This is a genomic window from Brevundimonas sp. (assembly GCF_035998205.1).
Taxonomy (GTDB): domain Bacteria; phylum Pseudomonadota; class Alphaproteobacteria; order Caulobacterales; family Caulobacteraceae; genus Brevundimonas.
The window spans coordinates 20,690-44,676 of record NZ_DASYHT010000004.1 but is presented as its reverse complement, the minus strand read 5'-3'; the positions used below and the strand labels follow the sequence as shown (position 1 = coordinate 44,676).

Below are 23,987 nucleotides of genomic sequence, written 5' to 3'. Positions count from 1 at the left end.
ACCGAGACCTAGCAGGCCGATCCCCGCCGCGTCAGCGAAAACTCACGCCGCCGACGGCAGATCCGCCAGCGCCGCCGCCATGGCCGGGGCGAGCGGCGTTGTCGGCCGGCCGATCAGGCGCGACAGGGTCCGCGAGTCGTCGAACAGCGCCCCCCGGCCCGCGCACGAATCCGAGTCCGCCAGCAAGGCCGCGAAGGCTTCCGGCAGCCCGGCCCCGAGCAGAGCCGCGCGATACTCCGCCTCCGACATGTCGACATAGGGAATGGTCCGGCCGGTCTGGCGCGACAGTTCCTCGGCGAAGGCCGTGAGGGTCCAGGCCTCGTCCCCGGCCAGGTCATGCACCACCGCCGAGCCCGTGTCCCCGACCAGCGCCGCCGCCGCCGCCTCGGCGTAGTCGTCCCGGGTCGCGGCCGAGATACGCCCTTCGCCCGCGCCCCCGATCATCGCGCCGTGCTGCAGGCTGGCCCCGATGCCGGCGAGGTAGTTCTCGGTGTACCAGCCGTTGCGCAGGAAGCTGTACGGCAGGCCGGAGGCGGCGATCATCGCCTCCGTGCCGTGGTGATCCCCGGCCAGCGCCAGCGGCGAGACGTCCGCGTGCAGGACGCTGGTGTAGGCCAGCCGGCCCACGCGCGCCGCACCGGCCGCCTCGACCACATGGCGGTGCTGTCCCATGCGCTGGCCGACGGCGTTGGACGAGATCAGCAGCAGGCGGTCGATACCGGCGAAAGCCGCCTCCAGCGTGGCCGGCTGGTCATAGTCGGCCTGGCGCACCACGACGCCCTCGGGAAACAGCCCGGCCGACGCGGCCGGATCACGGACAAGGGCGACGATCGAGGCCGGCGGCACGCGACGGGCGAGGGCCGCCACCACGCGCCGGCCGAGCTGACCGGCGGCCCCGGTGACGCCATAGGTGACAGGATCAAACATCAGGAGCTCCTTCAATGGTCTCGTTTTCGAGCCTTGTCTCAGCTAGAGACCATTGAGCCGTCGCGAAAGACGGCACCTGCCCGTCACCAGGTTACGCCGGAGGAACCCATGAGCCCTGATGAAGCCCACGCCGCGGACCTGGGCGAGCGCTTCCGGCGCTGGGGCGAGCTCGGCATGGACCCCGACACCTGTCCCATGCGCCAGCTGATCGACCGTATCGGCGATCGCTGGTCGATCCTGCTGATCTGCGCCCTGGCGGCCGGCCCGCTGCGCTTCAGCGCCCTGATGCGCGCCGTGCCGGACATCTCGAAGCGCATGCTGACCCAGACCTTGCGCGGGCTGGAGGCGGACGGACTGGTGCACCGGGATGTCCAGCCGACCGTCCCGCCCAGCGTGACCTACAGCCTCACCCCGCGCGGCCTCAGCCTGACCGGACCGCTCGTCGGCCTGATCGACTGGGCCGAGACCCATCACTCGGGCGTCGTCGACGCCGCGGCCTGACCCTTAAAGCCCGGGCGCCGCCCCCGGACAGTTTGTTCTTGCTTTGTTCCCCTCGCCGTTCCACTGTCGGGACATGGCGACGACGCAGGTGAAAGGACGGGGCGCGTGCTCGAACCGGTCAGGCCGGTTCGAGGCGGACCAGCGCGAAACCTTCGATGACGGCTGGACCGACGAGGACGCCCCGGCGGCCCCGATCCGCACCACGCTCAGCCCCGAGCGCGCCCGCACGATCATCGCCCGCAACACCAGCCCCGACGTGGGCTTCGACCGCTCCATCAACCCCTACAAGGGCTGCGAACATGGCTGCATCTACTGCTACGCCCGTCCGTCCCATGCCTGGATGGGCCTATCCCCGGGCCTGGATTTCGAGAGCCGGATCTTCTTCAAGCCCGACGCGGCGCGTCTCCTGGAACGGGAGCTGGCGCACCCCCGCTACGTCTGCCGCCGCATCCATGTCGGCGGCAACACGGACCCCTATCAGCCGGCCGAGCGCGAGCTGAAATCGACGCGCTCGATCCTGCAGGTGATGGCCCGGTTCAACCAGCCGTTCAGCCTGATCACCAAGTCGCAGTTGGTCACCCGGGACCTCGACATCCTCGCCCCCATGGGTCAGCGCGGCCTGGCCAGCGTCTTCGTCTCGATCACCACTCTGGACCGCAGCCTGGCCCGGGCCATGGAGCCGCGCGCCTCGACGCCCCAGCGGCGTCTGGAGGCGATCCGGCGACTGGCCGATGCGGGCGTCCCGGTTGGCGTCGGCTTCGCCCCGGTGATCCCCGGGCTCAACGACCATGAGCTGGAGTCGGTGCTGGAGGCGGCGGCCGCGGCCGGGGCCGTCACCGCCATGTACGTCACCCTGCGCCTGCCGCTGGAGATCAAGGACCTGTTCCGCGAGTGGCTGGAGTCCGCCCGTCCGGACCGCGCCGCCCGGGTCATGTCGCTGGTGCGCCAGACGCGCGGCGGCAAGGACTACGACCCCGACTGGTCCCAGCGCATGAAGGGCACGGGCCCGGTGGCCGAGCTGATCGCGGCGCGCTTCAAGGCGGCGGTGAAGCGCTACGGCCTCGACGGCCCCCGCCATGAGCTGGACACCGGCCAGTTCCGCGTCCCGCCCGAAGCCCGGCCGCAGCTGGAGCTGTTCGACCTGCCGGCGGCGTGAGTCCGACGACCCGGGTCGCGACATCGCCGCGGGCTTGATCTTCCCCGCCGGACGACTCAAAAACGCCCCATTGGGTGACGAGGGTCGCCCGCGGTGAGGCGGCCTGGCGTCGCTCTTGCCTGACGACCGAACGCCAGTGCGCGGCAGGCCCGGATCGGGACGCGCCGCGCGCGCCACGGGGGCCGCCAGACGATGCTTTCTTTCCGATCCGGGATGGTCCGGCTGGCGGGACTCGCCTGCAGCCTGAGCCTCTCCATGGGCCTTGCGGCGGGTCTCGCGCCGGCGGCCGCCGCCCAGGAGCTGCCCCTGCGGCTGCTCAGCACCGACGACCGGATCAACTACACCACCGCCTTCGACGCCCTGAGCCGCGGCGACCTCGAGCTGGCCCGCCGCAGCGCCGAGGCCGTGCGCGACCGCGTGCTGCTGGGTCGGGTCGAGTTCGAGCGCCTGTTCCACCCGGAGCACACAGCGACCTACGAGGAACTGTCGGCCTGGCTGGCGCTCTACGCCGACCTGCCCGAGGCCCCGCGCGCCTACGCCCTGGCGCTGCGGCGCAAGCCGGACGGGGCCGCGGATCCGACGCCGCCGACGCGCACCCGCACCTGGAGCGCCCTGCGCCCCGGCGGCGGACGCAATGTCGAGCAGGATCCGGCGCGCGCCGCCCGGGTGGCCTTCAACGCCCAGGACTTCGAGACCGCCGTCACCCTCGGGACCGAGATCGGCGACTGGTGGACCGTGGCCCTGGCCAGCTACCGCATGGGCCGGTTCGAGGCCGCGCTGGCGGCGTTCCGCCGCGTCGCGGACGATCCGACCGAGGACCCTTGGGTCCGCGCCGGCGGCGCCGTCTGGGCCGCCCGGGCCGCAGAGCGCGCCGGGCTGACCGCCGAGGTCGAGCCCCTGCTCCGCGCCGCCACCCAGTGGCCCGCCACCTTCTACGGCCAGATCGCCTTCGCCCGGCTGGGCGAAACCCCGACCATCGAGAACCTCGGGCCGCGCCCCTACCTGGCCGAGCCGGCCCGCCTGACCCGCGCGGTCGCCGCCGCCCCGACCCCGGATATCGAGGGCCTGACGCGTTTCGTCGAAAATGATCCCGAGGCCCGGCGCGCCGTCGCCCTGATGGAGGTCGGCCGCCGCAACGAGGCGCGCGACGAGGTGCGGCGCGGCCTGCGCACGGCGCTGGACGATCAGGCCCGCGCCCTGTGGACCCGCCTCGCCATGGCGATCGGCGCCCGACCGCGCGACACCGAGGCGGCCCGGATCGACGCCCTGCTTTATCCCATGCCCGCCCTTGAGCCCGAGGGCGGCTTCGTCGTGGAACGCGCGCTGGTCTACGCTCTCGCGCGCAAGGAGACCGGCTTCGTCGCCGACGCCCGGTCCTCGGCCGGCGCCTTCGGCATGATGCAGGTCATGCCCTACACGGCCGCCGAGCTGACCGGCGACCCGACCTTCCGCGAAGAGCCCGAGAAACTGCTGGTCGAGGCGGTCAATCTGCGCATCGGCCAGATGTATCTGCAGCGGCTGCTGGCGCACGAGGCGCTGCAGGGCGACCTGCTGCGGATCGTCGCCTCCTACAACGCCGGCCCGGGCCCGATGCTCGACGCCCTGCGCAAACTCGGCCCCGAGGCGGACTCCCTGCTGCTGATCGAGACCATCGACGTGCCCCAGGCCCGCGACTACGTCGAGAAGGTCGTGGCCGCCTACTGGGTCTACCAGCGCATGATGGGCGGCTCCCTGAACACGCTGGACGCCGCCGCCCGCGGCGCCCCGCGCGTGCCGCTGGCCCTCGACGCGCCCCCGCCGGGCCCGGTGCAGGTGGCCGGCGCCCCTCTGGCCGACGCCGGTCTCTGACCTCAGGCGCACGCCGGTCTCTGACCGGAATCAACCCCGTCTTAACCGTAAGGACTCACCGTCCCGGCTCAAGCTGAGCGGGGCCGAGTGATGAGCGCGTTGAAGACCGATGTAATCCTGCGCGGCGATTGCCTCGAGGTGCTGAAGGGCCTGCCCGACGCCTCGGTCGACATGGTCTTCGCCGATCCCCCCTACAACCTTCAGCTGGGCGGCGACCTGCTGCGTCCCGACAACTCCAAGGTCGACGCCGTCGACGACGACTGGGACAAGTTCGGCAGCTTCGGGGAGTACGACGCCTTCACCCGCGCCTGGCTGACGGAGTGCCGCCGGGTGCTGAAGCCCGAGGGGTCGATCTGGGTGATCGGCAGCTACCACAACATCTTCCGGCTCGGCGCGGCGATCCAGGACCTCGGCTTCTGGGTCCTGAACGACATCATCTGGCGCAAGTCCAACCCGATGCCGAACTTCAAGGGCACGCGCTTCACCAACGCCCACGAGACCCTGATCTGGGCCGCCCGGTCGCGCGACCAGAAGCGCTACACCTTCAACTATGATGCGCTGAAGGCCTTCAACGAGGACGTCCAGATGCGCTCGGACTGGACCCTCGCCCTGTGCACCGGGGAGGAGCGGCTCAAGGACGCCGAGGGCAAGAAGGCCCACCCGACCCAGAAGCCCGAGGGTCTGCTGCACCGGGTGCTGCTGGCCGCCACCCGGCCAGGCGACGTGGTGCTCGATCCCTTCTTCGGCACCGGCACGACCGGCGCGGCCGCCCGCCGCCTCGGCCGTCACTACATCGGCATCGAGCGTGACCCGACCTATGCCGAGCTCGCGGAGAAGCGCATCGCCGAGGTCATCCCGGCGAGCGCCGAGGATCTCAAGGTCATGGGGTCGAAGAAAGCCGAACCGCGCGTGCCGTTCGGGGCCCTGGTCGAGGCTGGCCTGCTGCGGCCCGGCGACCGGCTATACTGCCCGAAGGGCGAGCGCGAGGCGCGGGTGCGCGCGGACGGCTCGCTGGCGGTCGGCGATCTGACCGGCTCGATCCACAAGCTCGGGGCCCTGCTGGAGAACGCTCCGGCCTGCAACGGCTGGACCTACTGGCGCTTCCGCAGCGACCAGGGCCTCAAGCCGATCGACGCCCTGCGCGCCGAGATCCGGGCCGGCCTGAGCTGAGCAACAGCGCCTTGCGGAAGACGCTGGGAAGCGCCCGGGCGGCGTCCTCCAGCGTCGTCCACACCGCGTCCGGCCAGTCAGCCGTCGCCCCGCGCACCTCAAGCGTCAGGTGAAAGTGGGTGAAGACGTGCTCGATCTCGCCAAGCGCGCGCCAGTCGGCCGCGACCGGCGGGCTGGCGTCGGGAGCCTCCGACCAGTCCGAGGTCGGCAGACCGAGCATGCCGCCCAGCAGCCCCTTGCCCGGCCGCTGCACCAGAGCCACCCGGCCGCCCGCATCGCGCAGCACCCAGACCACGCCGCGGCGACGCGGCCGGTCGGCCTTGCGCACCTTGCGGGGATAGGTCGCCGCAGCACCGCCCGCGCGCGCCGCACAGCCGAAGGCGACCGGGCAGGCCTCGCAGGCCGGGGACCTCGGCCGGCAGATCGTCGCCCCCAGGTCCATCAGCGCCTGGGCCCAGTCCCCGTGTCTGGCCCCGGGCCGGTCGTCTGCCACGAAGCCGGCGGCCAGCGCCGTCAGCTCCGGCTTGGCCGCCGGCAGAGGCGTCTCCACGGCGAACCAGCGGGCCATGACCCGCTCGACATTGCCGTCGACCACATTGGCCGGGCGGTCGAAGGCGATCGCCGCCACCGCTGCGGCCGTGTAGGGCCCCACCCCCGGCAGGGCCCGCAGCCCCGCCTCCGTGTCCGGAAACACGCCGCCATGATCGGCGGCGACGGCCCGCGCGCAGGCCAGAAGGTTGCGGGCCCGGGCGTAGTAGCCGAGCCCCGCCCAGGCGGCCATCAGCTCGCCGTCCGGCGCGGCCGCCAGATCGCTGACCGTCGGCCAGCGCGCCGTGAACTCGAGGAAATAGGGCGTGGCGTGCGGCACCGTGGTCTGCTGCAGCATCACCTCGGACAGCCAGACGCGGTAGGGATCCGGCCGCGCGGGGGAACCCGGCGGCGTGCGCCACGGCAGGCTCCGGGCCTGGCGGTCATACCAGGTCAGCAGGGCGGCGCGGATTTCAGGGACGGCGGTCATCGGCCGCGATATATAGGGGCATGCGACGTCCCCTGCCCACCGAGCGCGAGGCGCTGGAGATCCTGGCGGCCCGCCGCACCCGGCCGCCGCCCCGGCCGGCGCCCCGGGCCGGTCGGGCCCTCAACGGACTCATCAAGGCGCTCGACGAGCGCTTCGGCCGCGGGGCCGGGGCGCTGGAGAGCCGCTGGGTCGAGATCGTCGGCGAGCAGATCGCCCGCGTCTCCCGGCCGCAGAAGCTGACCCGCGGCCGCGCGGGCGCCGGCGGCACGCTGGAGCTGCGGGTGCCGGGGGCCGCCGCCCTGCTGGTGCAGCATCAGGAGCGCGACATCCTGCAGCGCGTGAACCTGTTCCTCGGCGAAGGCGCGGTCGAGCGGCTGCGCATCGCCCAGGGGCCGATCAAGCCCCTGCCCCGGCCCGCCACCGCGGCCCCTCCGCCCCGGCCGAAGCCCGCCCCCCTGCCGGCCGCCGTCGAGGCCGAACTGAAGGCCGAGGTCGCCGCCGCACCCGACGGCCTGCGCGAGGCGCTGGAGACCCTGGGCCGCGCCGTGCGCCGCCGGGGCGACACGGAGCGTTGACAAAAACTCGCCGCACCTGTCAGCGATGCCGTACGCAGGCGCGCCCGGACAGGAATCGCGCCACCATCACCGGTCTTCCAGGGGAGCGTCCATGACCGACCGCAAGTTCCGCTTCGCCGCCATGAGCCGTCGCGCCGCCGTCACCGGCGCCGCCCTCGCGGCCATGGCCGCCCTCGCCGGCTGCTCCGGCGGCGGTTCGGCCAGCAGCGCCCAGGGCGACATGGCGATCGGCGCCCCCGAAGGGGCCAAGGTCACCGTCGTCGAATACGCCTCGGTCACCTGCGGGGCCTGCGCCGCCTGGCACAGCCAGGTCTGGCCGGAGTTCAAGACCAAGTACGTCGAGACCGAGAAGGTCCGCTTCGTTTTCCGCGAGTTCCCGACCCCGCCGGCCGATGTGGCCACCGCCGGCTTCCTCGTCGCCCGCTGCGCCGGCGAAGACCAGTACTTCAACGTCATCGGCGCCATCATGGACAGCCAGCGCGAATGGGCCGCCGGCACGCCGCCGCGCCAGTCGCTGCTGCGCATCGCCCAGGAGGCGGGCCTGTCGCAGGAGGAGTTCCAGACCTGCGTGACCGATGAGGCCGCCATCGCCGCCATGGAGCAGCGCGTGCGCGCCGCCGCGGCCGAGGGCGTCAACGGCACCCCGACCTTCTTCGTCAACGGCCAGCGCGTCAGCGACGTGTCGCTCGAGGGCCTGTCGACGGTGATCGACGCCGCCCTGGCCGAAGGCTGATCGGGATGCGGGGGGCTCTGGCGGGTCTGGTCGCGCTGACGCTGCTGGCGGCGACGCCGGCGGCGGCGCAGCAGGCCCTGCCTGTCCCCCCGGTGTCCGCCGCCGATCGCGTGCTGGGCGCGCCGGAAGCGCCGGTCACGGTGATCGTCTACGCCTCCTTCACCTGCCCGCACTGCGCCGAGTTCCATGAGACGGCCCTGGCCCCGGTCAAGGCGCGCTTCATCGACACCGGCCAGGCCCGGCTGGTCTACCGCGACCTGCCGACGGGCCCCCAGGCCCTGTCGGAGCCGGCCGCCAAGCTGGCCCGCTGCGCCGCGCCGGAAGCCTATTACACCGTCGCCGACAGCCTCTACGCCGGTCAGGACGCGGTGCTTCAGGGCGGCGACCCCAACGCCTGGCTCAGCGCCGCGGTGCGGGTCGCCGGACGGCCGCCGCAGGAGCTGCTGGCCTGCCTCTACGCGCCGGAAACGGACGCTGCGCTCGACGCCATGGTGCAGGCCGGCTGGACGGCCGGGGTGCGCAGCACGCCGACGGTGATCGTCGAGGGCGTGGCGGTCCCGCCCACGGCCGAGGCCCTGTCGGCCGCCATCGCGGCGGCCCTGGCGTCCCGCCCCGCCGCCGGGACGCCCTGAGCGCCCCATGCAGTTCCAGCGCCTCCGGGTGGTCGGGTTCAAGTCTTTCGTCGAGCCGGCGGAAGTCCTGATCGAGCCCGGCCTGACTGGCGTGGTGGGCCCCAACGGCTGCGGCAAGTCCAATGTGCTGGAGAGCCTGCGCTGGGTCATGGGCGCGAACTCGGCCAAGGCCATGCGCGGCCAGGGCATGGACGACGTTATCTTCGCCGGTGCGTCAGGCCGGCCGCCGCGCAACCATGCCGAGGTCACCCTGACCATCGACAACGCCGCCGGCCGGGCGCCCCAGCCCTTCACCGACGCGGCGGTGCTGCAGGTCACCCGCCGCATCGACCGCGGCCAGGGCTCGACCTACCGCATCAACGGCAAGGAGGTGCGGGCCCGCGACGTGCAGCTGCTGTTCGCCGACGCCTCGACCGGCGCGAACTCGCCTGCGCTGGTGCGTCAGGGCCAGATCTCCGAGTTGATCGCCGCCAAGCCGCAGAACCGCCGCCGCATCCTCGAGGAGGCCGGCGGCGTGTCGGGGCTGCACACCCGCCGCCACGAGGCCGAACTGCGCCTCAAGGCGGCCGAAGCCAACCTCGAACGGCTCGACGACATCGGCCGCGAGCTGGACAGCGCGCTGGTGCGCCTGCGCCGCGAGGCCCGCCACGCCGAGAAGTACAAGAAGATCTCCGCCGAGATCCGCGCCCTGCAGGCGGCGCTGATCTGGGTGCGCTGGAACGACGCCCAGCTGGCCGCCGGCGCCGCCGGGGAGGCCCTCGCCGAGGCCGACCGCCTCGTCGCCGAGACCGCGGCGACCGCGGCCGCCGCCACCACCCGCGCCCTGACAGCGCAGGAGGCGCTCAAGCCCGCCCGCGAGGAGGACGCGGTGGCCGCCGCCGTGCTGCACCGGGCCACGCTGGAGCGCGACCGTCTGGACATGGCCGAACAGGCCGCCCGCGACGAGGTCGAGCGGCTGAAGGGCGACGTCGGCCGACTGGCGGCGGACCTGGAGCGCGAGACGGCGACCGCGGAGGATGCCCGGGTCGAACTGGCCCGGCTGGACGAGACGCTGGCGTCCGTCCGCGCCGAGGTGGCCGCGGCCCCCGAGCGCGGTCCGGCGCTGGAGGCGGCCCTGACCGAGGCCGAGCAGCGCCGCAGCGCCGCCGACGCCGAGGTTGAACGACTGGCCGGTCTGGCCGCCGCGGCCGAAGCCCGCCTCGCCGCCGACGCCGCGCGCCGCCGCGACGCCGCCGCCCGCCTGGCGCGGGCCGAGGCCGCCCTGTCCGCCGCCGAGGCCGAGCGCGCCGCCCTGGGCCCGGCGGCGACGCCGGAACTGGAGGCGGCGCGGCAGACCCTCGACGCCGCCCTCGCCGGCCTGGTCGCCGCGCGCGAGGCGCTGGAGGCCGCCGAGGCCCGCCGCGCCGAACTGGCCGCCGCCGAACAGGCGGCCCGCACCGCCGCCCGCACCGCCGAGGACCGGCTCGGCCGGCTGGAGACCGAGGCGCGCGGCCTCGCCCAGCTGCTCACCTCGACCCGCCGCGATCATCCCCCGGCGCTGGACGCGGTCGCCGCCGCCAAAGGGTTCGAGCCGGCGCTGGCCGCGGCCCTCGGCGATGATCTGGACGCGGCGCTGGACGCCCGCGCAGCCGCCCACTGGGGCGGCGCGACCCCGCCGCCGCCGCCAGCCTGGCCGGCCGACGTGACGCCGCTGGCCGACCATGTCAGCGCCCCGCCGCAGCTGGCCGCCCGTCTGGCCCTGTGCGGTCTGGCGCCCCGCGGCGAGATCGCAGCCCTCGCCCGCGACCTGCCCGTCGGGGCCCGGCTGGTGAGCCGCGAGGGCGACCTCTACCGCTGGGACGGCTATGTCGCCCGGGCCGACGCCCCGCGCCCGGCGGCGGTCCGGCTGGCCCAGCGCAGCCGGCTGTCCGAGCTGGAGAGCGACATCGACGGCGCGCGGCCCGGGCTGAAGACGGCGCAGGCCGCCATGAAGGCGGCCGCCGAGGCGCTGGCCGAAGCCGACGCGGCGCTGAAGACCGCCCGGCGCGGTCCGCCCGACGCCGAACGGGCGGTCGCGAGCGCCCGCGACCGGCACGAGGCGCTGGCCCGCGAGCAGGCCCGGCGTGAGGCGCGCGCCACGGCGCTGGACGAGACCCTGACCCGGCTGCTGGCCGAGCGGGATGAGGCGCAGGCCGCCGTCACGGCCGCCGGGGCCGAGGGCGTCGAGGACGCCGATCTGCCGGCGCTGAAGTCCGCTCTGGAGGCCGCCCGCGCCGCCGCCGGGGCCGCCCGTCAGGCCGCCGCCGCCGCCCGCGCCGAGCGCGACGGCGAGCAGCGCGAGCAGGTCCAGCGCGAACAGCGCCGCCACGGGCTGGAGCGGGCGCGCCAGAGCTGGGTCGCGCGGGGCGAGGCCAGCCGGGCCCGCGTCGACACACTGGACAGCGAGATCGCGGCCGCCCGCGACCGGCTCGAGGCCGCCGCGGCCCGCCCGGACGCGCTGGCGGGCCAGCGCGACCGGCTGATGGACGCCCTGATCGCCGCCGAGACCCGGCGCAAGGCGGCGGGCGACGCCCTCGCCCGGGTCGAGGCCGAGGCGGGCGAGGCTGACCGCGCCGCGCGCGCCGCCGAAGCCGAAGCGGGCCGCGCCCGCGAGACCCGCGCCGGTCTGGCGGCCCAGGCCGAGGCCGCCGCCGAGAAGCGCGAGGAGGCCGAGCGGCAGGTGCGCGAGACCTCGGGCCTGTCGCCGGAGGAGCTGGGCCGCAAGCTGATCGACGACGCCGTGGCCCGGCCGCCGGACGCCGCGGGGGCCGAGAACCTCCTCTACGGGCTGGAGCGGGAGCGCGAGCATCTGGGCGCGGTCAACCTGCGCGCCGAGGAGGAGGCCGCCGAATACGCCGCGAGGCTGGAGACCATGCGCGGCGAGCGGGCCGACCTGACCACCGCCATCGCCCGCCTGCGCGACGGCATCGACGAGCTCAACGCCGAGGGCCGCGAGCGGCTGGTCGCCGCCTTCGACATCATCAACGACAACTTCAAGACCCTGTTCGAGGCCTTGTTCGACGGCGGTCAGGCCGAGCTGAAGCTGGTCGAGAGCGACGACCCGCTGGAGGCCGGGCTGGAGATCTACGCCTGCCCGCCCGGCAAACGTCTGTCGGTGATGAGCCTGATGTCCGGCGGCGAGCAGGCCCTGACCGCGGCGGCGCTGATCTTCGCCGTCTTCCTCGCCAACCCGGCCCCGGTCTGCGTGCTGGACGAGGTGGACGCGCCGCTGGACGACGCCAACGTCGATCGCTTCTGCCGCATGCTGGACGAGATGCGCCGGCGCACCGACACCCGCTTCCTCGTCATCACCCACAACCCGGTGACCATGAGCCGGATGGACCGGCTGTATGGGGTGACCATGCCGGAACGCGGCGTGTCCCAGCTGGTCAGCGTCGACCTGAAACAGGCCGAGAAGCTGGTGGCGTGACCTGACGGGGCCGGTGCGCTAGTCAGCGCCGATGATCGCCCCGCCCGTCGTCATTCTGGATCGCTCGCAACTGGCCGAGAACATCGGCGCCGCCGCCCGTGTCATGGCCAACTTCGGCCTTGAGCGCCTGCGCCTCGTCGCCCCGCTCAGGGGCTGGCCGCAGGAGCGGGCCTGGGCCACCGCCTCGGGCGCCGACTGGATCCTCGAGGGCGTGCAGGTATTCGACACCGTCGCCGAGGCCATCGCCGACCTGAACGTGGTGTTCGCCACCACCGCCCGGCCGCGCGAGACCCGCATGCCGGTACGCACCCCCCGCGAGGCGGCCCAGGTGCTGTACGACGAGGCGGCGCGCGGCCTGTCGGTCGGCCTGCTGTTCGGCGGTGAGCGCACCGGGCTGGAGACGCCGGACGTAGCCCTGTGCCAGGGCATCGTCACCATCCCGATCGACCCGCGCCACCACTCGCTGAACCTGGCCCAGGCGGTGTCGATCAACGCCTATGAGTGGCGCACCACGGTCGAGGACGCCCCCCCGGCCGCCTTCCGTGACGCCGATCCGCCCGCCCGCGCCGAACTGGTCATGGGCCTGTTCGAGCATCTGGAGCGCGAGCTCGACGAGGCCGGCTTCTTCTTCCCGCCCGAGAAGCGGCCGTCGATGGTGCGCAATCTGCGCGTCATGCTGGGCCGGTCGCAGCTGTCGGAGCAGGAGGTGGCCACCCTGCGCGGCGTCGTCCACGCCCTGTCGAAGGGCCGCGGCCAGCGGCTGCAGAAGCTGCTGGAGAAGCGCAGCGACGCCGGGGACACGCCCCCGTCGCCTTGATTCCGGCGCCGAACGCGCCTATCCCCCGCCGCGTTGGGGAGTAGCTGCCGGCGCCCACCAAACAGCCGGGATCGCGTCAACACACTCGTCGCCGGGGCTCGCGCTCCGTCGCGTGGCGCGATCAGCGGACCACCGTCCGCCTTGCGAGACCAGCGGGCTTCGACCGGCCACCGGATGCCGGACGGAGACGCTGTGTCCTGCGTCCGGCGGAGTTATGCGTTCGTGCTGACGACCCCCTTCTCCATCGCTATCCTGTCGCTGAGCATGTCGGCGGACGCCTTCGCCGCCGCCATCGGGCGCGGCGCGGCGCATCGTCCCCCCCTCGCCGCCGCCGTGCGGGGCGGGCTGGTGTTCGGCCTGATCGAAGCGCTGACGCCCATTCTGGGCTGGGCGCTGGGCGTCACCGCCGCCGGTCTGGTCGAGCAGATTGACCACTGGATCGCTTTCACCCTGCTCGGCGCGGTCGGCGCGAAGATGATCTGGGAGGCCACCCGCCCGGCCGAGCTCTACGACGAGGCGGCCGCCGCCCGGCGCGGCCTTCTCGCGCTCGTCGCCACCGCCATCGGCACCAGCATCGACGCCGCGGCTGTCGGCGTGGGCCTGGCCTTCATCGGGGCCAACATCTGGGTCATCGCCGCGGCCATCGGCGTCACCACCTTCATCGCCTCCACCACCGGCATGCTGATCGGCAAGGTGGTCGGGGCCCGGTTCGGCCGCTACGCCGAGCTGGCCGGCGGCGTCGCCCTCATCACCATCGGGGCCCTGATCCTGATCGACCACCTGGGCGTCGGCTGACGCCTAAAGGCCGGCCAGAAAGTCCGGCAGGGCCTCGCCGGCCGGGCCGTAAACGCCTTCGTCGAAAAAGCCCCGGCCCATCGTCGGCTCCAGATTGATCTCCACCGTGCGCGCCCCGGCGGCCCGGGCCGCCCGGACGAAGCCGGCGGCCGGATACACCGCGCCCGAGGTGCCGATCGACAGGAAGAGGTCGGCCTCCGCCAGCGCCGCCTCGATGCGCGGCATCTCCAGCGGGATCTCGCCGAACCACACGATGTGCGGCCGCAGCACCCCGGCTCGATGGAACGGTGACGGCTCCGCGGGGGCCAGATCGCCCGGCCAGTCGCACACTGCCCCCGAGGCGGTGCAGCGCGCCTTGAGCAGCTCGCCGTGCATGTGGATCAGCGCGAAGCCCGGCCCCGGCGCGACCTCGGCATGGGCCCGGTCGTGCAGATCGTCGACATTCTGGGTCACCAGCATCATCCGCCCGGGCCAGCGCGCCGCGAGGTCCGCGAGCGCCCGGTGCGCCGGGTTGGGCCCCACCTCGGCCAGCTGCCGCCGGCGGGCGTTGTAGAAGGCCTGCACCTTCGCCGGGTCCCGCGCGAACGCCTCCGGCGTCGCCACCTCCTCCACCCGATGCCCCAGCCACAGGCCGTCGGCATCGGTCCGGAAGGTCGGCACGCCGGACTCGGCCGAGACGCCGGCGCCGGTGAGGATGACGAGGTTGCGAGACATCAAGTCGCGCGTCCGGCCCGACCGCGCTTTTGATGAGCGAGGTAGCTGTCTGATCGCGCATACTCTGGCGGGAGCCGGTATTTGCCGACACGATCGTAATCGCGCGCGCTCTTGATCCCGACGACCCTGAACAGCCGCATGGCCCGCCAGCTGCAGAACCCGAGCCATGCCGCCGAAAGGCCCATAGCAGGCAGAAAGACGGCAGGCGTTGTGATGCGAAAGATCATGACGGGAAGCAAAGGCAGGAGGGCCGGCAGAAAGGCGTGCTCCTGGATGCGTCGGCTGGAACTGGACAGCTTCCCATCCACCCAACGCCGTACAGTCAGATAGTAGGATCGGAGACGGTTCATTCGGGCAGGAATGTACTCCATTCGCCGGCCCTGAAAACTTGCCCTGCCGGCGGGATTCGATCAGACCCTGCGCCTGCACACACCGGGAGCTGATCCGCCATGAAAACCCGCGCCGCCGTCGCCTTCGAGGCCAAACGCCCGCTCGAGATCGTCGAGGTTGATCTGGAAGGGCCGCGCGCCGGAGAGGTGCTGGTCGAGATCAAGGCCACGGGCATCTGCCACACCGACGCCTATACGCTCGACGGTCTCGACAGCGAGGGCATCTTCCCCTCGATCCTCGGCCACGAGGGCGCGGGCGTGGTGGTCGAGGTCGGCCCCGGCGTGACCAGTGTCGCCATCGGCGACCACGTCATCCCGCTGTACACGCCGGAGTGCCGCCAGTGTAAGTCGTGCCTCAGCCGCAAGACCAACCTGTGCACGGCCATCCGCGGCACCCAGGGCAAGGGGCTGATGCCCGACGGCACCAGCCGCTTCAGCTACAAGGGCCAGGCCATCGCCCACTACATGGGCTGCTCGACCTTCTCGAACTACACGGTGCTGCCCGAGATCGCGGTGGCGAAGATCCGCAAGGACGCCCCCTTCGACAAGGCCTGCTACGTCGGCTGCGGCGTGACCACCGGCGTCGGCGCGGTGGTGAACACGGCCAAGGTCGAGCCCGGCGCCAACTGCGTCGTCTTCGGCCTCGGCGGCATCGGCCTGAACGTCATCCAGGGGCTGAAGATGGTCGGGGCCGACATGATCGTCGGCGTCGACATCAACACCGCGAAGGAAGAGTGGGGCCGCCGCTTCGGCATGACCCACTTCGTCAATCCGAAGGACCACGGCGACGTCGTCGCCCATCTGGTCGAGCTGACGGGCGGCGGGGCCGACTACACCTTCGACTGCACCGGCAACACCACCGTTATGCGCCAGGCGCTGGAAGCCTGCCACCGCGGCTGGGGCGAGAGCGTCATCATCGGCGTGGCCGAAGCCGGCAAGGAGATCGCCACCCGCCCGTTCCAGCTGGTCACCGGCCGGGTCTGGCGCGGCTCGGCCTTCGGCGGCGCGCGCGGGCGCACCGACACGCCGAAGATCGTCGACTGGTACATGGACGGGAAGATCGAGATCGACCCGATGATCACCCACACCCTGCCGCTGGAGCGCATCAACGAGGCCTTCGACCTGATGCACGCCGGCGAGAGCATCAGAAGCGTCGTGGTGTTCTGAGGCTGCAGCCCTCTGGAACAACCGGGGGCCGAGACAACACGCGCGCAGCGCGCTTTCCAGCTTGACGCTCACGGGTTCGTGATCGAAGCTGAGTCGGGTACGATCCCGGAGGCGACGATGCGTGGCTGGCTGGCGTTTGGTGCGGTTCTGGCCGGGAGCATCAGTTTCCTGCTCCTGTCCGAACTGTTGAAGAACATCTGGTTCCTGCTGGTCATAGGACTGAACCCGGCCGCAGGACGAACCTTCGAGCTCCTTTTCTTCGGCAGTGTGGGCGTGGCGGTCTTGGGCACGATCGCAACGGCCCTCGCCACCAGCCGGACGGCTCCGCGATCGTTCAGGCCGAGGCCAGCACCTCCGAATTTCGGGGCCTGAACGGGCGCATCCGCCACATGTCCGCCGTACAAGGCGTCTGCTCTGGTGGACGCGGCAGCATGTCAGTTGCAGTGAAAAACGCACTCGACTAGCGTCGCCCCAGTCCAAGGGAGGCTCATCCATGTTCACCCACATCACCCTCGGGGCGGACGACGTCGAGGCGTCGCGCCGGTTCTATGATGCGGCGCTGGGCGCGCTCGACATCGGGCCGGGCCAGCCGGACCCGATCGGCCGCTACTGGTGGCGGACGCCGCGCGGCGCCTTCGGCGTCGGCAAGCCGCTGGATGGCGGCCCGGCCTGTGGCGCCAACGGCGGCACCATCGGCTTCCATGCGAAGAGCGCCGAGGCGGTGCAGGCCTTCCATGACGCCGGCGTGGCGGCTGGCGGGACCTCGATCGAGGATCCGCCGGGCGAGCGCAACGGCCCGTTCGGCAAGCTGATCCTGGCCTATCTGCGCGACCCGGCCGGCAACAAGATCTGCGCCATGCACCGGCCGGGGTGATCTTTCAGGGTCGATATCAGTGTGATATCATCCAGTGATGGCGCAAGCTCTGATCAGAAACATCGATGACGCCGACATGGCGGAGATCCGGGCCCAGGCCGCGCGCCAGGGCATTTCCGTCGAGCAACGACTGCGCGACGTCGTGGCAGAGGCTGCGCGTGCGGATTCGGACGCGTTTTGGCAGCTGGCCGCGACCATGCGGGAGGCGACGCGGGGCGCCAGCCTGACGGTCGAAGAGATCCTCGAAGAGAGTCGAAAGGAGCGGGAAGATCGCGACCGACGCATCATCGGCGATCTTTGACGCCAGCGTCGTCATTCGATGGATGGTCGATGATCCGTTGACGGCGGCCGCCATCGAGGCCGCGGAGACGCACGTCGCGGAAGCCCCCTTCCTGCTTTGCAGTGAGGTGGCCAACGCGCTCAGGAACCACCACCGCGCCGGCCACTATCAACTGGACTGGTGCCAGCAACAGTTACGCCGCCTGCCGCGCCTTGTCCGCCTCCATGACGAGCGGTCCCTGTTGCCCTTCGCCTTCCGACTGGCGGCGGAGCGGGATCATGCGGTTTACGATTGCATCTACGTCGCCATGGCCATCGAACGGGCCATGCCCCTGATCACCGCCGACAGAAAACTGGCGAGGAAGTTCACGGGGCTGCCGGGCCTCGACCTGGTGGAGTTGACGGAGGCGATGTCGAGCCAATGAACCCTGTGAAGACCCACGCCGTTCACGGCGGGACCCTGCGCTACCTGCGCCACGACAGCGCCGTGACCGGCACGCCCATGGCCCTGTCGGTGTTCACCCCGCCGGGCGAGGGTCCCTTCCCGGTCGTGATCTGGCTGTCGGGCCTGACCTGCACCGAGGACAACTTCACCACCAAGGCCGGCGCCTACAAACGGGCCACCGAGCTGGGTCTCATCGTGGTCGCCCCCGACACTTCCCCGCGCGGCCCGGACCTGCAGGGCGGAGCCGTCGCCGACGACCCGGCCTATGACCTCGGTCAGGGGGCCGGCTTCTATGTCGATGCGACCCGGGCGCCCTGGGCCCCGCATTTCCGGATGGAGACCTATGTCGTCGACGAGCTGATCCCGCTCATCGAGCGGGAGTTTCCGACCACCGGCGAGCGGTCGATCTGCGGCCACTCCATGGGCGGCCACGGGGCTCTGACCCTGGCGCTGAACCATCCGGCGCTGTTCCGCTCGGTCTCGGCCTTCGCGCCGATCGCCAGCCCGACCCGCTGTCCGTGGGGCGAGAAGGCCCTGAGCGCCTACCTCGGTCCCGACCGCACGGCGTGGGCGAGGCATGACGCCGCCCTGCTGCTCGCCGCCGGCGCCGCGAAGGGCCGGTTCGACGACATCCTGATCGACCAGGGCGACGCCGACGGCTTTCTGGAAGAGCAGCTCAAGCCGCAGCTGCTGGTCGAGGCCGCACGCGCGGCCGGCCAGCCGCTGACCCTGCGGATGCAGCCCGGCTACGACCACTCCTACTTCTTCATGGCCAGCTTCATCGATGATCACCTCGACTTCCACGCGGCCCGTCTGAAGGGCTGATGCGCCGCAGCCCCGCGGCGGGTCAGAGCTTGGCATCCGGGCGCGGGCGCCTATGTGTGGCGCACCTTCACCCCCGACCCGGAGAGTCTCCCCATGGCCTTCACCCTGCCGCCCCTGCCCTACGCCTATGATGCGCTGGAGCCGGCCATCGACAAGGAGACGATGACCTTCCACCACGACAAGCATCACCAGACCTATGTCGACAACCTGAACAAGGCCGTCGATGCGGATGCCGCCCTGCAGGGCAAGTCGCTGGAAGAGCTGTTCGCGGTGATGTCGACCCTGCCCAAGGCCGTCCGCAACAACGGCGGCGGGCACTGGAACCACGCCCTGTTCTGGGAGCTGCTGGCGCCGCAGGGCCAGACCGGCGCGCCCTCGGCCGAACTGGCCGCCGCCATCGACCGCGACCTCGGCGGCATGGACGCCTTCAAGACCGCCTTCAACGCCGCCGGCGCCGGCCAGTTCGGCTCGGGCTGGGCATGGCTGATCGTCCAGAACGGCAAGCTCAAGGTCACCTCGACCCCGAACCAGGACAATCCGCTGATGGACGTGGCCGAGGAAAAGGGCGCCGTGGTGCTGGGCGCCGACGTGTGGGAGCACGCCTACTATCTGAAGTACCAGAACCGCCGCGCCGACTACCTGGCCGCCTTCTGGTCGGTGGTGAACTGGAACAAGGTCAACGACCTCTACGCCGCCGCCACGGCCTGAACGACCTGATCCGGGGACGGCCGCGGCCGTCCCCCTTCCCCGTCCGGCCGCGTCCGGCGCCGGATATCGCGAGAGCCCTTCCATGACCCTGCACTTCAAGCTGGCCCTGCTGGCCGGCGCCCTCGGCGTCGTCCTGTCGGCCTGTTCTCCCGCCCCCGAAGCGACGGAGCCGGACAGCGCCGCGGCAGTGACCAGCCCCGACGTTTACGCCTTCACCATCGGCGACTTCCAGGCCTTCGCCCTGCGCGACGGCGGCCTGTCCGTGCCCAATGACGGCAGCACCCTGGCCATGGGCGAGCCCAAGGCCGACGTCGACGCCCTGCTGACCCGCGCCGGCCTGTCGGCCGACACCCTCGACCTGTCGATCCAGCCGCTGCTGGTGCGCGCCGGCGAGCGCGTGGTGCTGTTCGACACCGGGGCCGCGGGCCAGATGGGCACCGAAGGCAAGCTGCCGGCGTCGCTGGCCGCCGCCGGCGTCAACCCTGACCAGGTCACCGACGTGCTGATCTCGCACGGCCACGGCGATCACGTCGGCGGTCTGGTGCGCGACGGCGCCCTCGCCTTCCCCAACGCCGCCATCCGCATGAGCGCCGACGAATGGGCGGCGCTGCAGGCCGATACGGCCATGGCCGGGCTGGTGCAGGTCATCAGGCCCAAGATCGAGACCTTCGCCGCCGGCGCCGAGGTCCTGCCGGGCGTTCAGGCGGTCGACATCGACGGCCACACCCCGGGCCACAGCGGCTTCGAGATCGTCTCGGGCGCCGACCGGCTGCTCTACATCGCCGACACCATGCACCATCAGGTGATCTCGGTGCAGCGCCCGACCTGGACCATCGCCTTCGACGGCGACGAGGCGGTCGCCGAGGCCAGCCGTCAGGCCCTGCTGGCCCGCGCCGCGGACCAGAACGCGCGGGTCTACGCCTTCCACTTCCCCTTCCCGGGGCTGGGCCGGATCGAGCGCCGCGAGGGTGATTTCGTCTGGACGCCGGAAGGCTGAGGCCGCCCGTCGCGGCTTGACCTGGAGGGGGCGGGTCGGCATAAGGCCCGCTTCCTCGCGCCAGCCCCGGCTGTGCGCGGGTTTCTACACGGGTGATGCGTGAACCGCCGTTGAGATCGTCCCTCCATTCGGGGAGGGACCGGGCCGCATCAAGACGAAGAGAACGACATGTCCAAGCGCCATAGCGCCAAGTACAAGATCGACCGGGCCATGGGTGAAAACCTGTGGGGCCGCGCCAAGTCGCCGGTCAACAAGCGCTCCTACGGCCCGGGCCAGCACGGCCAGCGCCGCAAGTCGAAGGTCTCGGACTTCGGCCTGCAGCTGAAGGCCAAGCAGAAGCTCAAGGGCTACTACGGCAACATCACCGAGAAGCAGTTCTCGCGCACCTATGCCGAAGCCGCCCGCCGCAAGGGCAACACCTCGGAAAACCTGATCGCCCTGCTCGAGGCCCGTCTGGACGCGGTGGTCTACCGCGCCAAGTTTGTGCCGACCGTCTGGGCCGCCCGTCAGTTCGTCAACCACGGCCACATCCTGGTGAACGGCAAGAAGGTCGACATCGCCTCCTACCGCGTGAAGGCCGACGACGTGATCTCCATCAAGGAGAAGTCGCGCAGCATGGCCCTGGTGCTGGAAGCCCAGCAGTCGTCGGAACGCGACGTGCCGGACTATCTGGAGCTGGGTGACCGCGGCTTCTCGGTGCGCTTCGTGCGCGCCCCGGAACTGGCCGACGTGCCGTACCCGGTGAAGATGGAGCCGAACCTGGTGGTCGAATACTACGCCTCGTAAGCGACCCGACGGCGAGACATCCAAGGGGCCCCCGGAGCGATCCGGGGGCCCTTTTCGCATCCGCCGTCCTGTCCGCTGCATGAACGAACGTTCATCGGACTTGCCAAAGATTCACGTGTCCTCGCGCCCGCTTCGCGCCACCTTGCGGCCACGCTTGGAAGCCGAAGGAGAGCCCCGCATGCGCCGTGTCCTGATCGCCGCCGTCATCACCGCCCTGTCCGCCCCGATGCTGGCGGGCTGCATCATCATCGCCACCGAGAAGCCGACCACCCGCGTGGTGCATCAGGGCGCCGCCGAGGCCGACCAGTGATCCGCGGCCTCGCTGTCATCGCCGCGGCCGCCCCGCTGCTGGGCGGCTGCGTGATCTACGCCAGCGAGGGCGGCGAGCGGGACGTCACCGTCCAGCTCGCCTCCGCCGCCGTCGACGAGATCGGCGAGGCCGGAGAGACCGTCCGCTCCGCGCGCTTCGAGGACGGCCGTCTGGTGGTGCGGGTCGACTCCAACGGCTGCACCTCGGCCGCCAATTTCGAGGTCAGGCTGGTGGGCGAGGCGCCCGCCGCCCTGACCCTCGAGCGCGTCCGCGCCGATCCCTGCCGCGCCATCGTGCCGGAGGGCGTCGAGGTCAGCTGGACCTATGCCGAACTCGGACTGGAGCCGGGCGCGTCGGTGCGCCTGATGAACGCGATCCGCCTGCCCTGACGGGCGGGCGGGCGATCGCCGGACCCGATGCCCAGCCTTTCTGCAGGAGTTCCTCATGAGCAAGGACGTTGAAACGCGCCTCGGCGCGCTGGAAGCCCGCAACCGCCGTCTCGCGTGGCAGACCCGCGCCCAGTTCGCCGCGCTTGCGGTGGCCGTGGCGGCGCTGGTCGGCGGGTTCTCGGCCCGGACGCCCGAGCGCCTCACCCTCTCGGAGCTGGAGATTGTGGACGCCCAGGGCGTCGTGCGCGTGCGCATCGGCGCCGACCTGCCCGACGCCGTGACCAACGGCCGGCGCATCGTGCGGGGGCAGCAAGCGGCCGGCGTGATGCTTTACGATGCCGCGGGGCACGAGCGCGGCGGCTATGTCACCATGGAGCCGTCGGGCAATATCCTGCTGACGCTCGACGACCGCGACAGCGCCCAGAAGGCCCTGTTCGTCGCCGGTCCCGACGGTGGCGCGGCGCTGCAGGTCTGGGAGGGCGACGCCCTGGCCGAGCTGCGGGCTGACGGCTCGGGCGCCCGGCTCAGCGTCACCGCTGGCGGCCGGGTCGTGCAGCAGACGCCCGTGGTGCGCATGGGAGCGGAGCCCTGCGCCGCCTATCGCGGCGCGCTAGCCACCCTGTCCCGGGCCGATGTCGACGCGGCCTGCAACGCCCGCTTCGCCGCCGAGGCCTGCGCCTCCTGTCTGGACGAGTAGCCGCCGGCGCTCAGCGGCCGAACCTGGCCACCATGTCGGCAGGGATGCGGTGGGGGCGCAGCGACCGGGCGTCGACGAGGCACCACTCGGAGACGCCCTGGGCGCAAAGCCGGCCCTCGCCGTCCTCGATCCGCACATAACGGTTGAAGCGCGGCCCCTCGGGATCGCCGACCCAGGTGCGGGCGACGACGCCGGTCGCGTCCGGGCTGATGCCGCGCAGGTAGTCGATCTCGTGGCGCAGGGCGACCCACGACCAACGGGCGCGCGTATCCTCGTCGAACCGGGCGTTCCAGTGGGCGGTGCCCGCCTCCTGCAGCCAGCCGACGTAGACCACGTTGTTCACATGACCGTTGGCGTCGATGTGCTCGGGCCGGACCTCGAGCGGCACCACGAAGATCTCGCGGTCCGTCCGCGGCTGCAGCGCCTTGCGGGCCATCAGGCCTCGCCGCCGTCCAGCGCCACGCCCTTCTCGGCCATCAGGGCCTGCAGCTCGCCCGACTGGAACATCTCGCGCACGATGTCCGAGCCGCCGACGAACTCGCCCTTGACGTAGAGCTGGGGGATGGTCGGCCAGTCGGTGAAGCTCTTGATGCCCTCGCGCAGGGCCTCGTCCTGCAGCACATCCACGCCGACGAACGGTGCGCCGACGTGGTCGAGGATCTGCACCGCCAGCGAGGAGAAGCCGCAGCGCGGCTGGTCCGGAACGCCCTTCATGAACAGCACCACCGGATGCTCGGCGATGGTCTGGGCGATGAAGGCGTGGACAGGGTTGTCGGCAGCGGCGTCGGTCACGGGGAAGCCCTCTTGCGGTTGCCGCCGGACCTAGGCGCCCGGTCCCTCCGGGTCAAGCGCCGCTGACGGGATCGTCAGGCGGCGGCGCTGCGCACCCGCGCCATCTCGACCTGTGCGGCGAGGCCGGCCGGAAGGTCCCGCTCCGGCACGTCGATGATCTGGGTCAGGCGTTCAACGGTGTCGACATCGACCATGACCGAGGACATGGCCGGGTCGGTCAGCACGAAAGCCAGACACAGCTGCTCGGCGGTCCAGCCCTGGACGTAGTGGAGGAAGGCGAAGCTGTCGGCCGGCGGCGCGGCGGTCGCCGACGTCTCGCGCCCGGCGCCGAAGCCGAACAGGCCGCGGCGAACCGGGGCCTCGGTCGGCGCCACCCGCTGGCCCCGAGCGAGCACGGAGGGATAGTAGCCATAGGCGAGGATCGCCATGTCGCGGTCGCGGGCGGCGCGGATCCGGCTGCGCACCTGCCACGAGGCATTGACGTGATAGGGCGTGGCCAGGACGTCGAAGGCGCCGGTGGAGACATAGGCGTCCATCACCTCGCCGTCGCCCGCCACCCCGAGCAGACGGGTCCGGCCGGCCGAACGCTGGGCCTTGAGGACCTGCAGCGACATCTGCGGCAGCTCATTCTCGCCCGGCTCGTCGAGCAGGGTGACGTCGATCCAGCCGAGACCGGAGACCTGCAGCACGCGATCGATCGCGTGGGTCAGGCCCTCGGGCGTGAAGTCACGGGCCGAACCGCGGCGGCCGTCGCCGGCGCCCAGCGTGACCATGACCGTGACCAGGTCCCGCTCGACCGCCGACAGGGCCTCGCCCGCCATCTCCGCCAGCACCGGATCGGCGCTCTCCAGCACGTAGGTGTTCACCCCCTGCTCGAGCGCGGCGTAGATCAGGCCCCGAACGAAATCGGGCCCCCGCATGGCCGCCGAGGCGCCGAGACGGACGCTGATGCTCGACAGGGCGCCGCCGCCGCGGCCGAAGGGACGATAGCGCAT

At 72.0% G+C, this 23,987-nt stretch carries 29 protein-coding genes; 22 read left to right on the top strand and 7 right to left on the bottom strand.

What is annotated here, in order from left to right; genetic code table 11:
• Positions 1-42: 42 nt before the first annotated feature.
• A complete protein-coding gene (locus VGN74_RS03005; protein WP_327445872.1) occupies positions 43-927 on the bottom strand; it encodes an SDR family oxidoreductase in 885 nt (294 codons plus the stop codon).
• Between the two features lie 108 nt (positions 928-1,035).
• On the opposite strand from VGN74_RS03005, the gene VGN74_RS03000 reads away from it, so the two are divergent.
• The 4 genes from VGN74_RS03000 to VGN74_RS02985 all read left to right on the top strand — a co-directional run bounded on the left by VGN74_RS03000 (position 1,036) and on the right by VGN74_RS02985 (position 5,602).
• Positions 1,036-1,428: a helix-turn-helix domain-containing protein gene (locus tag VGN74_RS03000; protein ID WP_327445871.1), complete on the top strand. Its 393-nt coding sequence runs from the start codon at positions 1,036-1,038 to the stop codon at positions 1,426-1,428.
• A gap of 73 nt (positions 1,429-1,501) precedes the next feature.
• The gene (locus tag VGN74_RS02995) at positions 1,502-2,584 is read left to right on the top strand and encodes a PA0069 family radical SAM protein (RefSeq protein WP_327445870.1); all 1,083 of its coding nucleotides are present in this window, start codon (positions 1,502-1,504) and stop codon (positions 2,582-2,584) included.
• A 192-nt stretch (positions 2,585-2,776) separates the two neighbouring features.
• Complete coding sequence (locus VGN74_RS02990) at positions 2,777-4,432, top strand: lytic transglycosylase domain-containing protein (protein ID WP_327445869.1); 1,656 nt, start codon at positions 2,777-2,779, stop codon at positions 4,430-4,432.
• Between the two features lie 90 nt (positions 4,433-4,522).
• On the top strand, positions 4,523-5,602 hold the full coding sequence (locus VGN74_RS02985) for a site-specific DNA-methyltransferase (RefSeq protein ID WP_327445868.1): 1,080 nt from the start codon (positions 4,523-4,525) through the stop codon (positions 5,600-5,602).
• Here the strand turns inward: VGN74_RS02985 and mutY are convergent.
• Positions 5,553-6,620 carry an A/G-specific adenine glycosylase gene (mutY, locus tag VGN74_RS02980; protein WP_327445867.1) on the bottom strand — a complete coding sequence of 356 codons (1,068 nt, stop codon included), beginning with the start codon at positions 6,618-6,620 and terminating at the stop codon, positions 5,553-5,555. The two genes, VGN74_RS02985 and mutY, sit on opposite strands and share 50 nt — an antisense overlap.
• A gap of 20 nt (positions 6,621-6,640) precedes the next feature.
• On the opposite strand from mutY, the gene VGN74_RS02975 reads away from it, so the two are divergent.
• From VGN74_RS02975 to VGN74_RS02950, 6 genes are all read left to right on the top strand, one after another.
• Positions 6,641-7,195 carry a DUF721 domain-containing protein gene (locus tag VGN74_RS02975; RefSeq protein ID WP_327445866.1) on the top strand — a complete coding sequence of 185 codons (555 nt, stop codon included), beginning with the start codon at positions 6,641-6,643 and terminating at the stop codon, positions 7,193-7,195.
• Between the two features lie 91 nt (positions 7,196-7,286).
• Complete coding sequence (locus VGN74_RS02970; RefSeq protein ID WP_327445865.1) at positions 7,287-7,928, top strand: DsbA family protein; 642 nt, start codon at positions 7,287-7,289, stop codon at positions 7,926-7,928.
• A gap of 5 nt (positions 7,929-7,933) precedes the next feature.
• Complete coding sequence (locus VGN74_RS02965) at positions 7,934-8,560, top strand: thioredoxin domain-containing protein (protein WP_327445864.1); 627 nt, start codon at positions 7,934-7,936, stop codon at positions 8,558-8,560.
• A 7-nt stretch (positions 8,561-8,567) separates the two neighbouring features.
• Complete coding sequence (locus VGN74_RS02960) at positions 8,568-12,008, top strand: chromosome segregation SMC family protein (protein WP_327445863.1); 3,441 nt, start codon at positions 8,568-8,570, stop codon at positions 12,006-12,008.
• Between the two features lie 31 nt (positions 12,009-12,039).
• Positions 12,040-12,825 carry an RNA methyltransferase gene (locus VGN74_RS02955; protein WP_327445862.1) on the top strand — a complete coding sequence of 262 codons (786 nt, stop codon included), beginning with the start codon at positions 12,040-12,042 and terminating at the stop codon, positions 12,823-12,825.
• Positions 12,826-13,047: 222 nt separating this feature from the next.
• On the top strand, positions 13,048-13,620 hold the full coding sequence (locus VGN74_RS02950) for a manganese efflux pump MntP family protein (protein ID WP_327445861.1): 573 nt from the start codon (positions 13,048-13,050) through the stop codon (positions 13,618-13,620).
• A gap of 3 nt (positions 13,621-13,623) precedes the next feature.
• Here VGN74_RS02950 and VGN74_RS02945 read toward each other — a convergent pair whose 3' ends face one another.
• Together VGN74_RS02945 and VGN74_RS02940 are read right to left on the bottom strand one after the other, a co-directional pair.
• Positions 13,624-14,334 carry an NAD-dependent deacylase gene (locus VGN74_RS02945; protein WP_327445860.1) on the bottom strand — a complete coding sequence of 237 codons (711 nt, stop codon included), beginning with the start codon at positions 14,332-14,334 and terminating at the stop codon, positions 13,624-13,626.
• Positions 14,334-14,561: a hypothetical protein gene (locus tag VGN74_RS02940; protein WP_327445859.1), complete on the bottom strand. Its 228-nt coding sequence runs from the start codon at positions 14,559-14,561 to the stop codon at positions 14,334-14,336. Before VGN74_RS02940 ends, VGN74_RS02945 begins: the two co-directional genes overlap by 1 nt.
• Positions 14,562-14,783: 222 nt before the next feature.
• Here VGN74_RS02940 and VGN74_RS02935 point away from each other — a divergent pair, with 222 nt between their 5' ends.
• The 12 genes from VGN74_RS02935 (at position 14,784) to VGN74_RS02880 (ending at position 22,200) form a co-directional block, all read left to right on the top strand.
• On the top strand, positions 14,784-15,890 hold the full coding sequence (locus VGN74_RS02935) for an S-(hydroxymethyl)glutathione dehydrogenase/class III alcohol dehydrogenase (RefSeq protein ID WP_327445858.1): 1,107 nt from the start codon (positions 14,784-14,786) through the stop codon (positions 15,888-15,890).
• 78 nt (positions 15,891-15,968) lie between these two features.
• On the top strand, positions 15,969-16,262 hold the full coding sequence (locus VGN74_RS02930) for a hypothetical protein (protein WP_327445857.1): 294 nt from the start codon (positions 15,969-15,971) through the stop codon (positions 16,260-16,262).
• A 121-nt stretch (positions 16,263-16,383) separates the two neighbouring features.
• Entirely contained in the window at positions 16,384-16,764 is a 381-nt protein-coding gene (locus VGN74_RS02925) for a VOC family protein (RefSeq protein WP_327445856.1), read from the top strand.
• A 37-nt stretch (positions 16,765-16,801) separates the two neighbouring features.
• The gene (locus VGN74_RS02920) at positions 16,802-17,065 is read left to right on the top strand and encodes a FitA-like ribbon-helix-helix domain-containing protein (RefSeq protein ID WP_327445855.1); all 264 of its coding nucleotides are present in this window, start codon (positions 16,802-16,804) and stop codon (positions 17,063-17,065) included.
• A 22-nt stretch (positions 17,066-17,087) separates the two neighbouring features.
• On the top strand, positions 17,088-17,468 hold the full coding sequence (locus VGN74_RS02915) for a type II toxin-antitoxin system VapC family toxin (protein ID WP_327445854.1): 381 nt from the start codon (positions 17,088-17,090) through the stop codon (positions 17,466-17,468).
• Positions 17,465-18,313, top strand: coding sequence for an S-formylglutathione hydrolase (gene fghA, locus VGN74_RS02910; RefSeq protein ID WP_327445853.1), 849 nt, complete (start codon positions 17,465-17,467; stop codon positions 18,311-18,313). Before VGN74_RS02915 ends, fghA begins: the two co-directional genes overlap by 4 nt.
• 93 nt (positions 18,314-18,406) lie before the next feature.
• The gene (locus tag VGN74_RS02905) at positions 18,407-19,021 is read left to right on the top strand and encodes a superoxide dismutase (protein WP_327445852.1); all 615 of its coding nucleotides are present in this window, start codon (positions 18,407-18,409) and stop codon (positions 19,019-19,021) included.
• Between the two features lie 82 nt (positions 19,022-19,103).
• Positions 19,104-20,018, top strand: coding sequence for an MBL fold metallo-hydrolase (locus VGN74_RS02900; RefSeq protein WP_327445851.1), 915 nt, complete (start codon positions 19,104-19,106; stop codon positions 20,016-20,018).
• 168 nt (positions 20,019-20,186) lie between these two features.
• Positions 20,187-20,804, top strand: coding sequence for a 30S ribosomal protein S4 (gene rpsD, locus VGN74_RS02895; RefSeq protein WP_327445850.1), 618 nt, complete (start codon positions 20,187-20,189; stop codon positions 20,802-20,804).
• A gap of 178 nt (positions 20,805-20,982) precedes the next feature.
• Positions 20,983-21,114, top strand: a complete 132-nt coding sequence (locus VGN74_RS02890) for a hypothetical protein (RefSeq protein WP_327445849.1) — start codon at positions 20,983-20,985, stop codon at positions 21,112-21,114.
• On the top strand, positions 21,111-21,503 hold the full coding sequence (locus VGN74_RS02885) for a hypothetical protein (RefSeq protein WP_327445848.1): 393 nt from the start codon (positions 21,111-21,113) through the stop codon (positions 21,501-21,503). The genes VGN74_RS02890 and VGN74_RS02885 overlap by 4 nt, the downstream gene beginning before the upstream one ends.
• A gap of 55 nt (positions 21,504-21,558) precedes the next feature.
• Positions 21,559-22,200, top strand: a complete 642-nt coding sequence (locus VGN74_RS02880; protein WP_327445847.1) for a hypothetical protein — start codon at positions 21,559-21,561, stop codon at positions 22,198-22,200.
• A 10-nt stretch (positions 22,201-22,210) separates the two neighbouring features.
• Here VGN74_RS02880 and VGN74_RS02875 read toward each other — a convergent pair whose 3' ends face one another.
• The 3 genes from VGN74_RS02875 to VGN74_RS02865 all read right to left on the bottom strand — a co-directional run bounded on the left by VGN74_RS02875 (position 22,211) and on the right by VGN74_RS02865 (position 23,987).
• Positions 22,211-22,636, bottom strand: a complete 426-nt coding sequence (locus VGN74_RS02875; protein ID WP_327445846.1) for an acyl-CoA thioesterase — start codon at positions 22,634-22,636, stop codon at positions 22,211-22,213.
• A complete protein-coding gene (grxD, locus tag VGN74_RS02870; RefSeq protein WP_327445845.1) occupies positions 22,636-22,992 on the bottom strand; it encodes a Grx4 family monothiol glutaredoxin in 357 nt (118 codons plus the stop codon). Before grxD ends, VGN74_RS02875 begins: the two co-directional genes overlap by 1 nt.
• 74 nt (positions 22,993-23,066) lie before the next feature.
• The gene (locus VGN74_RS02865; RefSeq protein WP_327445844.1) at positions 23,067-23,987 is read right to left on the bottom strand and encodes an aldo/keto reductase; all 921 of its coding nucleotides are present in this window, start codon (positions 23,985-23,987) and stop codon (positions 23,067-23,069) included.

What these genes read in the sequence shown, in the direction of transcription:
- VGN74_RS02995 (WP_327445870.1), top strand. Translation starts at nt 1,502, where the DNA reads ATGGCGACGACGCAGGTGAAAGGACGGGGCGCGTGCTCGAACCGGTCA.
- VGN74_RS03005 (WP_327445872.1), bottom strand. Translation starts at nt 927, where the DNA reads ATGTTTGATCCTGTCACCTATGGCGTCACCGGGGCCGCCGGTCAGCTC.
- VGN74_RS02960 (WP_327445863.1), top strand. Translation starts at nt 8,568, where the DNA reads ATGCAGTTCCAGCGCCTCCGGGTGGTCGGGTTCAAGTCTTTCGTCGAG.
- VGN74_RS02890 (WP_327445849.1), top strand. Translation starts at nt 20,983, where the DNA reads ATGCGCCGTGTCCTGATCGCCGCCGTCATCACCGCCCTGTCCGCCCCG.
- VGN74_RS02875 (WP_327445846.1), bottom strand. Translation starts at nt 22,636, where the DNA reads ATGGCCCGCAAGGCGCTGCAGCCGCGGACGGACCGCGAGATCTTCGTG.
- fghA (WP_327445853.1), top strand. Translation starts at nt 17,465, where the DNA reads ATGAACCCTGTGAAGACCCACGCCGTTCACGGCGGGACCCTGCGCTAC.
- VGN74_RS02905 (WP_327445852.1), top strand. Translation starts at nt 18,407, where the DNA reads ATGGCCTTCACCCTGCCGCCCCTGCCCTACGCCTATGATGCGCTGGAG.
- VGN74_RS02915 (WP_327445854.1), top strand. Translation starts at nt 17,088, where the DNA reads ATGGTCGATGATCCGTTGACGGCGGCCGCCATCGAGGCCGCGGAGACG.
- VGN74_RS02935 (WP_327445858.1), top strand. Translation starts at nt 14,784, where the DNA reads ATGAAAACCCGCGCCGCCGTCGCCTTCGAGGCCAAACGCCCGCTCGAG.
- VGN74_RS02940 (WP_327445859.1), bottom strand. Translation starts at nt 14,561, where the DNA reads ATGATCTTTCGCATCACAACGCCTGCCGTCTTTCTGCCTGCTATGGGC.
- VGN74_RS02970 (WP_327445865.1), top strand. Translation starts at nt 7,287, where the DNA reads ATGACCGACCGCAAGTTCCGCTTCGCCGCCATGAGCCGTCGCGCCGCC.
- VGN74_RS02925 (WP_327445856.1), top strand. Translation starts at nt 16,384, where the DNA reads ATGTTCACCCACATCACCCTCGGGGCGGACGACGTCGAGGCGTCGCGC.
- VGN74_RS02920 (WP_327445855.1), top strand. Translation starts at nt 16,802, where the DNA reads ATGGCGCAAGCTCTGATCAGAAACATCGATGACGCCGACATGGCGGAG.
- VGN74_RS02865 (WP_327445844.1), bottom strand. Translation starts at nt 23,987, where the DNA reads ATGCGCTATCGTCCCTTCGGCCGCGGCGGCGGCGCCCTGTCGAGCATC.
- VGN74_RS02990 (WP_327445869.1), top strand. Translation starts at nt 2,777, where the DNA reads ATGCTTTCTTTCCGATCCGGGATGGTCCGGCTGGCGGGACTCGCCTGC.
- mutY (WP_327445867.1), bottom strand. Translation starts at nt 6,620, where the DNA reads ATGACCGCCGTCCCTGAAATCCGCGCCGCCCTGCTGACCTGGTATGAC.
- VGN74_RS02945 (WP_327445860.1), bottom strand. Translation starts at nt 14,334, where the DNA reads ATGTCTCGCAACCTCGTCATCCTCACCGGCGCCGGCGTCTCGGCCGAG.
- VGN74_RS02880 (WP_327445847.1), top strand. Translation starts at nt 21,559, where the DNA reads ATGAGCAAGGACGTTGAAACGCGCCTCGGCGCGCTGGAAGCCCGCAAC.
- VGN74_RS02985 (WP_327445868.1), top strand. Translation starts at nt 4,523, where the DNA reads ATGAGCGCGTTGAAGACCGATGTAATCCTGCGCGGCGATTGCCTCGAG.
- VGN74_RS02975 (WP_327445866.1), top strand. Translation starts at nt 6,641, where the DNA reads ATGCGACGTCCCCTGCCCACCGAGCGCGAGGCGCTGGAGATCCTGGCG.
- VGN74_RS02965 (WP_327445864.1), top strand. Translation starts at nt 7,934, where the DNA reads ATGCGGGGGGCTCTGGCGGGTCTGGTCGCGCTGACGCTGCTGGCGGCG.
- VGN74_RS02955 (WP_327445862.1), top strand. Translation starts at nt 12,040, where the DNA reads ATGATCGCCCCGCCCGTCGTCATTCTGGATCGCTCGCAACTGGCCGAG.
- rpsD (WP_327445850.1), top strand. Translation starts at nt 20,187, where the DNA reads ATGTCCAAGCGCCATAGCGCCAAGTACAAGATCGACCGGGCCATGGGT.
- VGN74_RS02900 (WP_327445851.1), top strand. Translation starts at nt 19,104, where the DNA reads ATGACCCTGCACTTCAAGCTGGCCCTGCTGGCCGGCGCCCTCGGCGTC.
- VGN74_RS03000 (WP_327445871.1), top strand. Translation starts at nt 1,036, where the DNA reads ATGAGCCCTGATGAAGCCCACGCCGCGGACCTGGGCGAGCGCTTCCGG.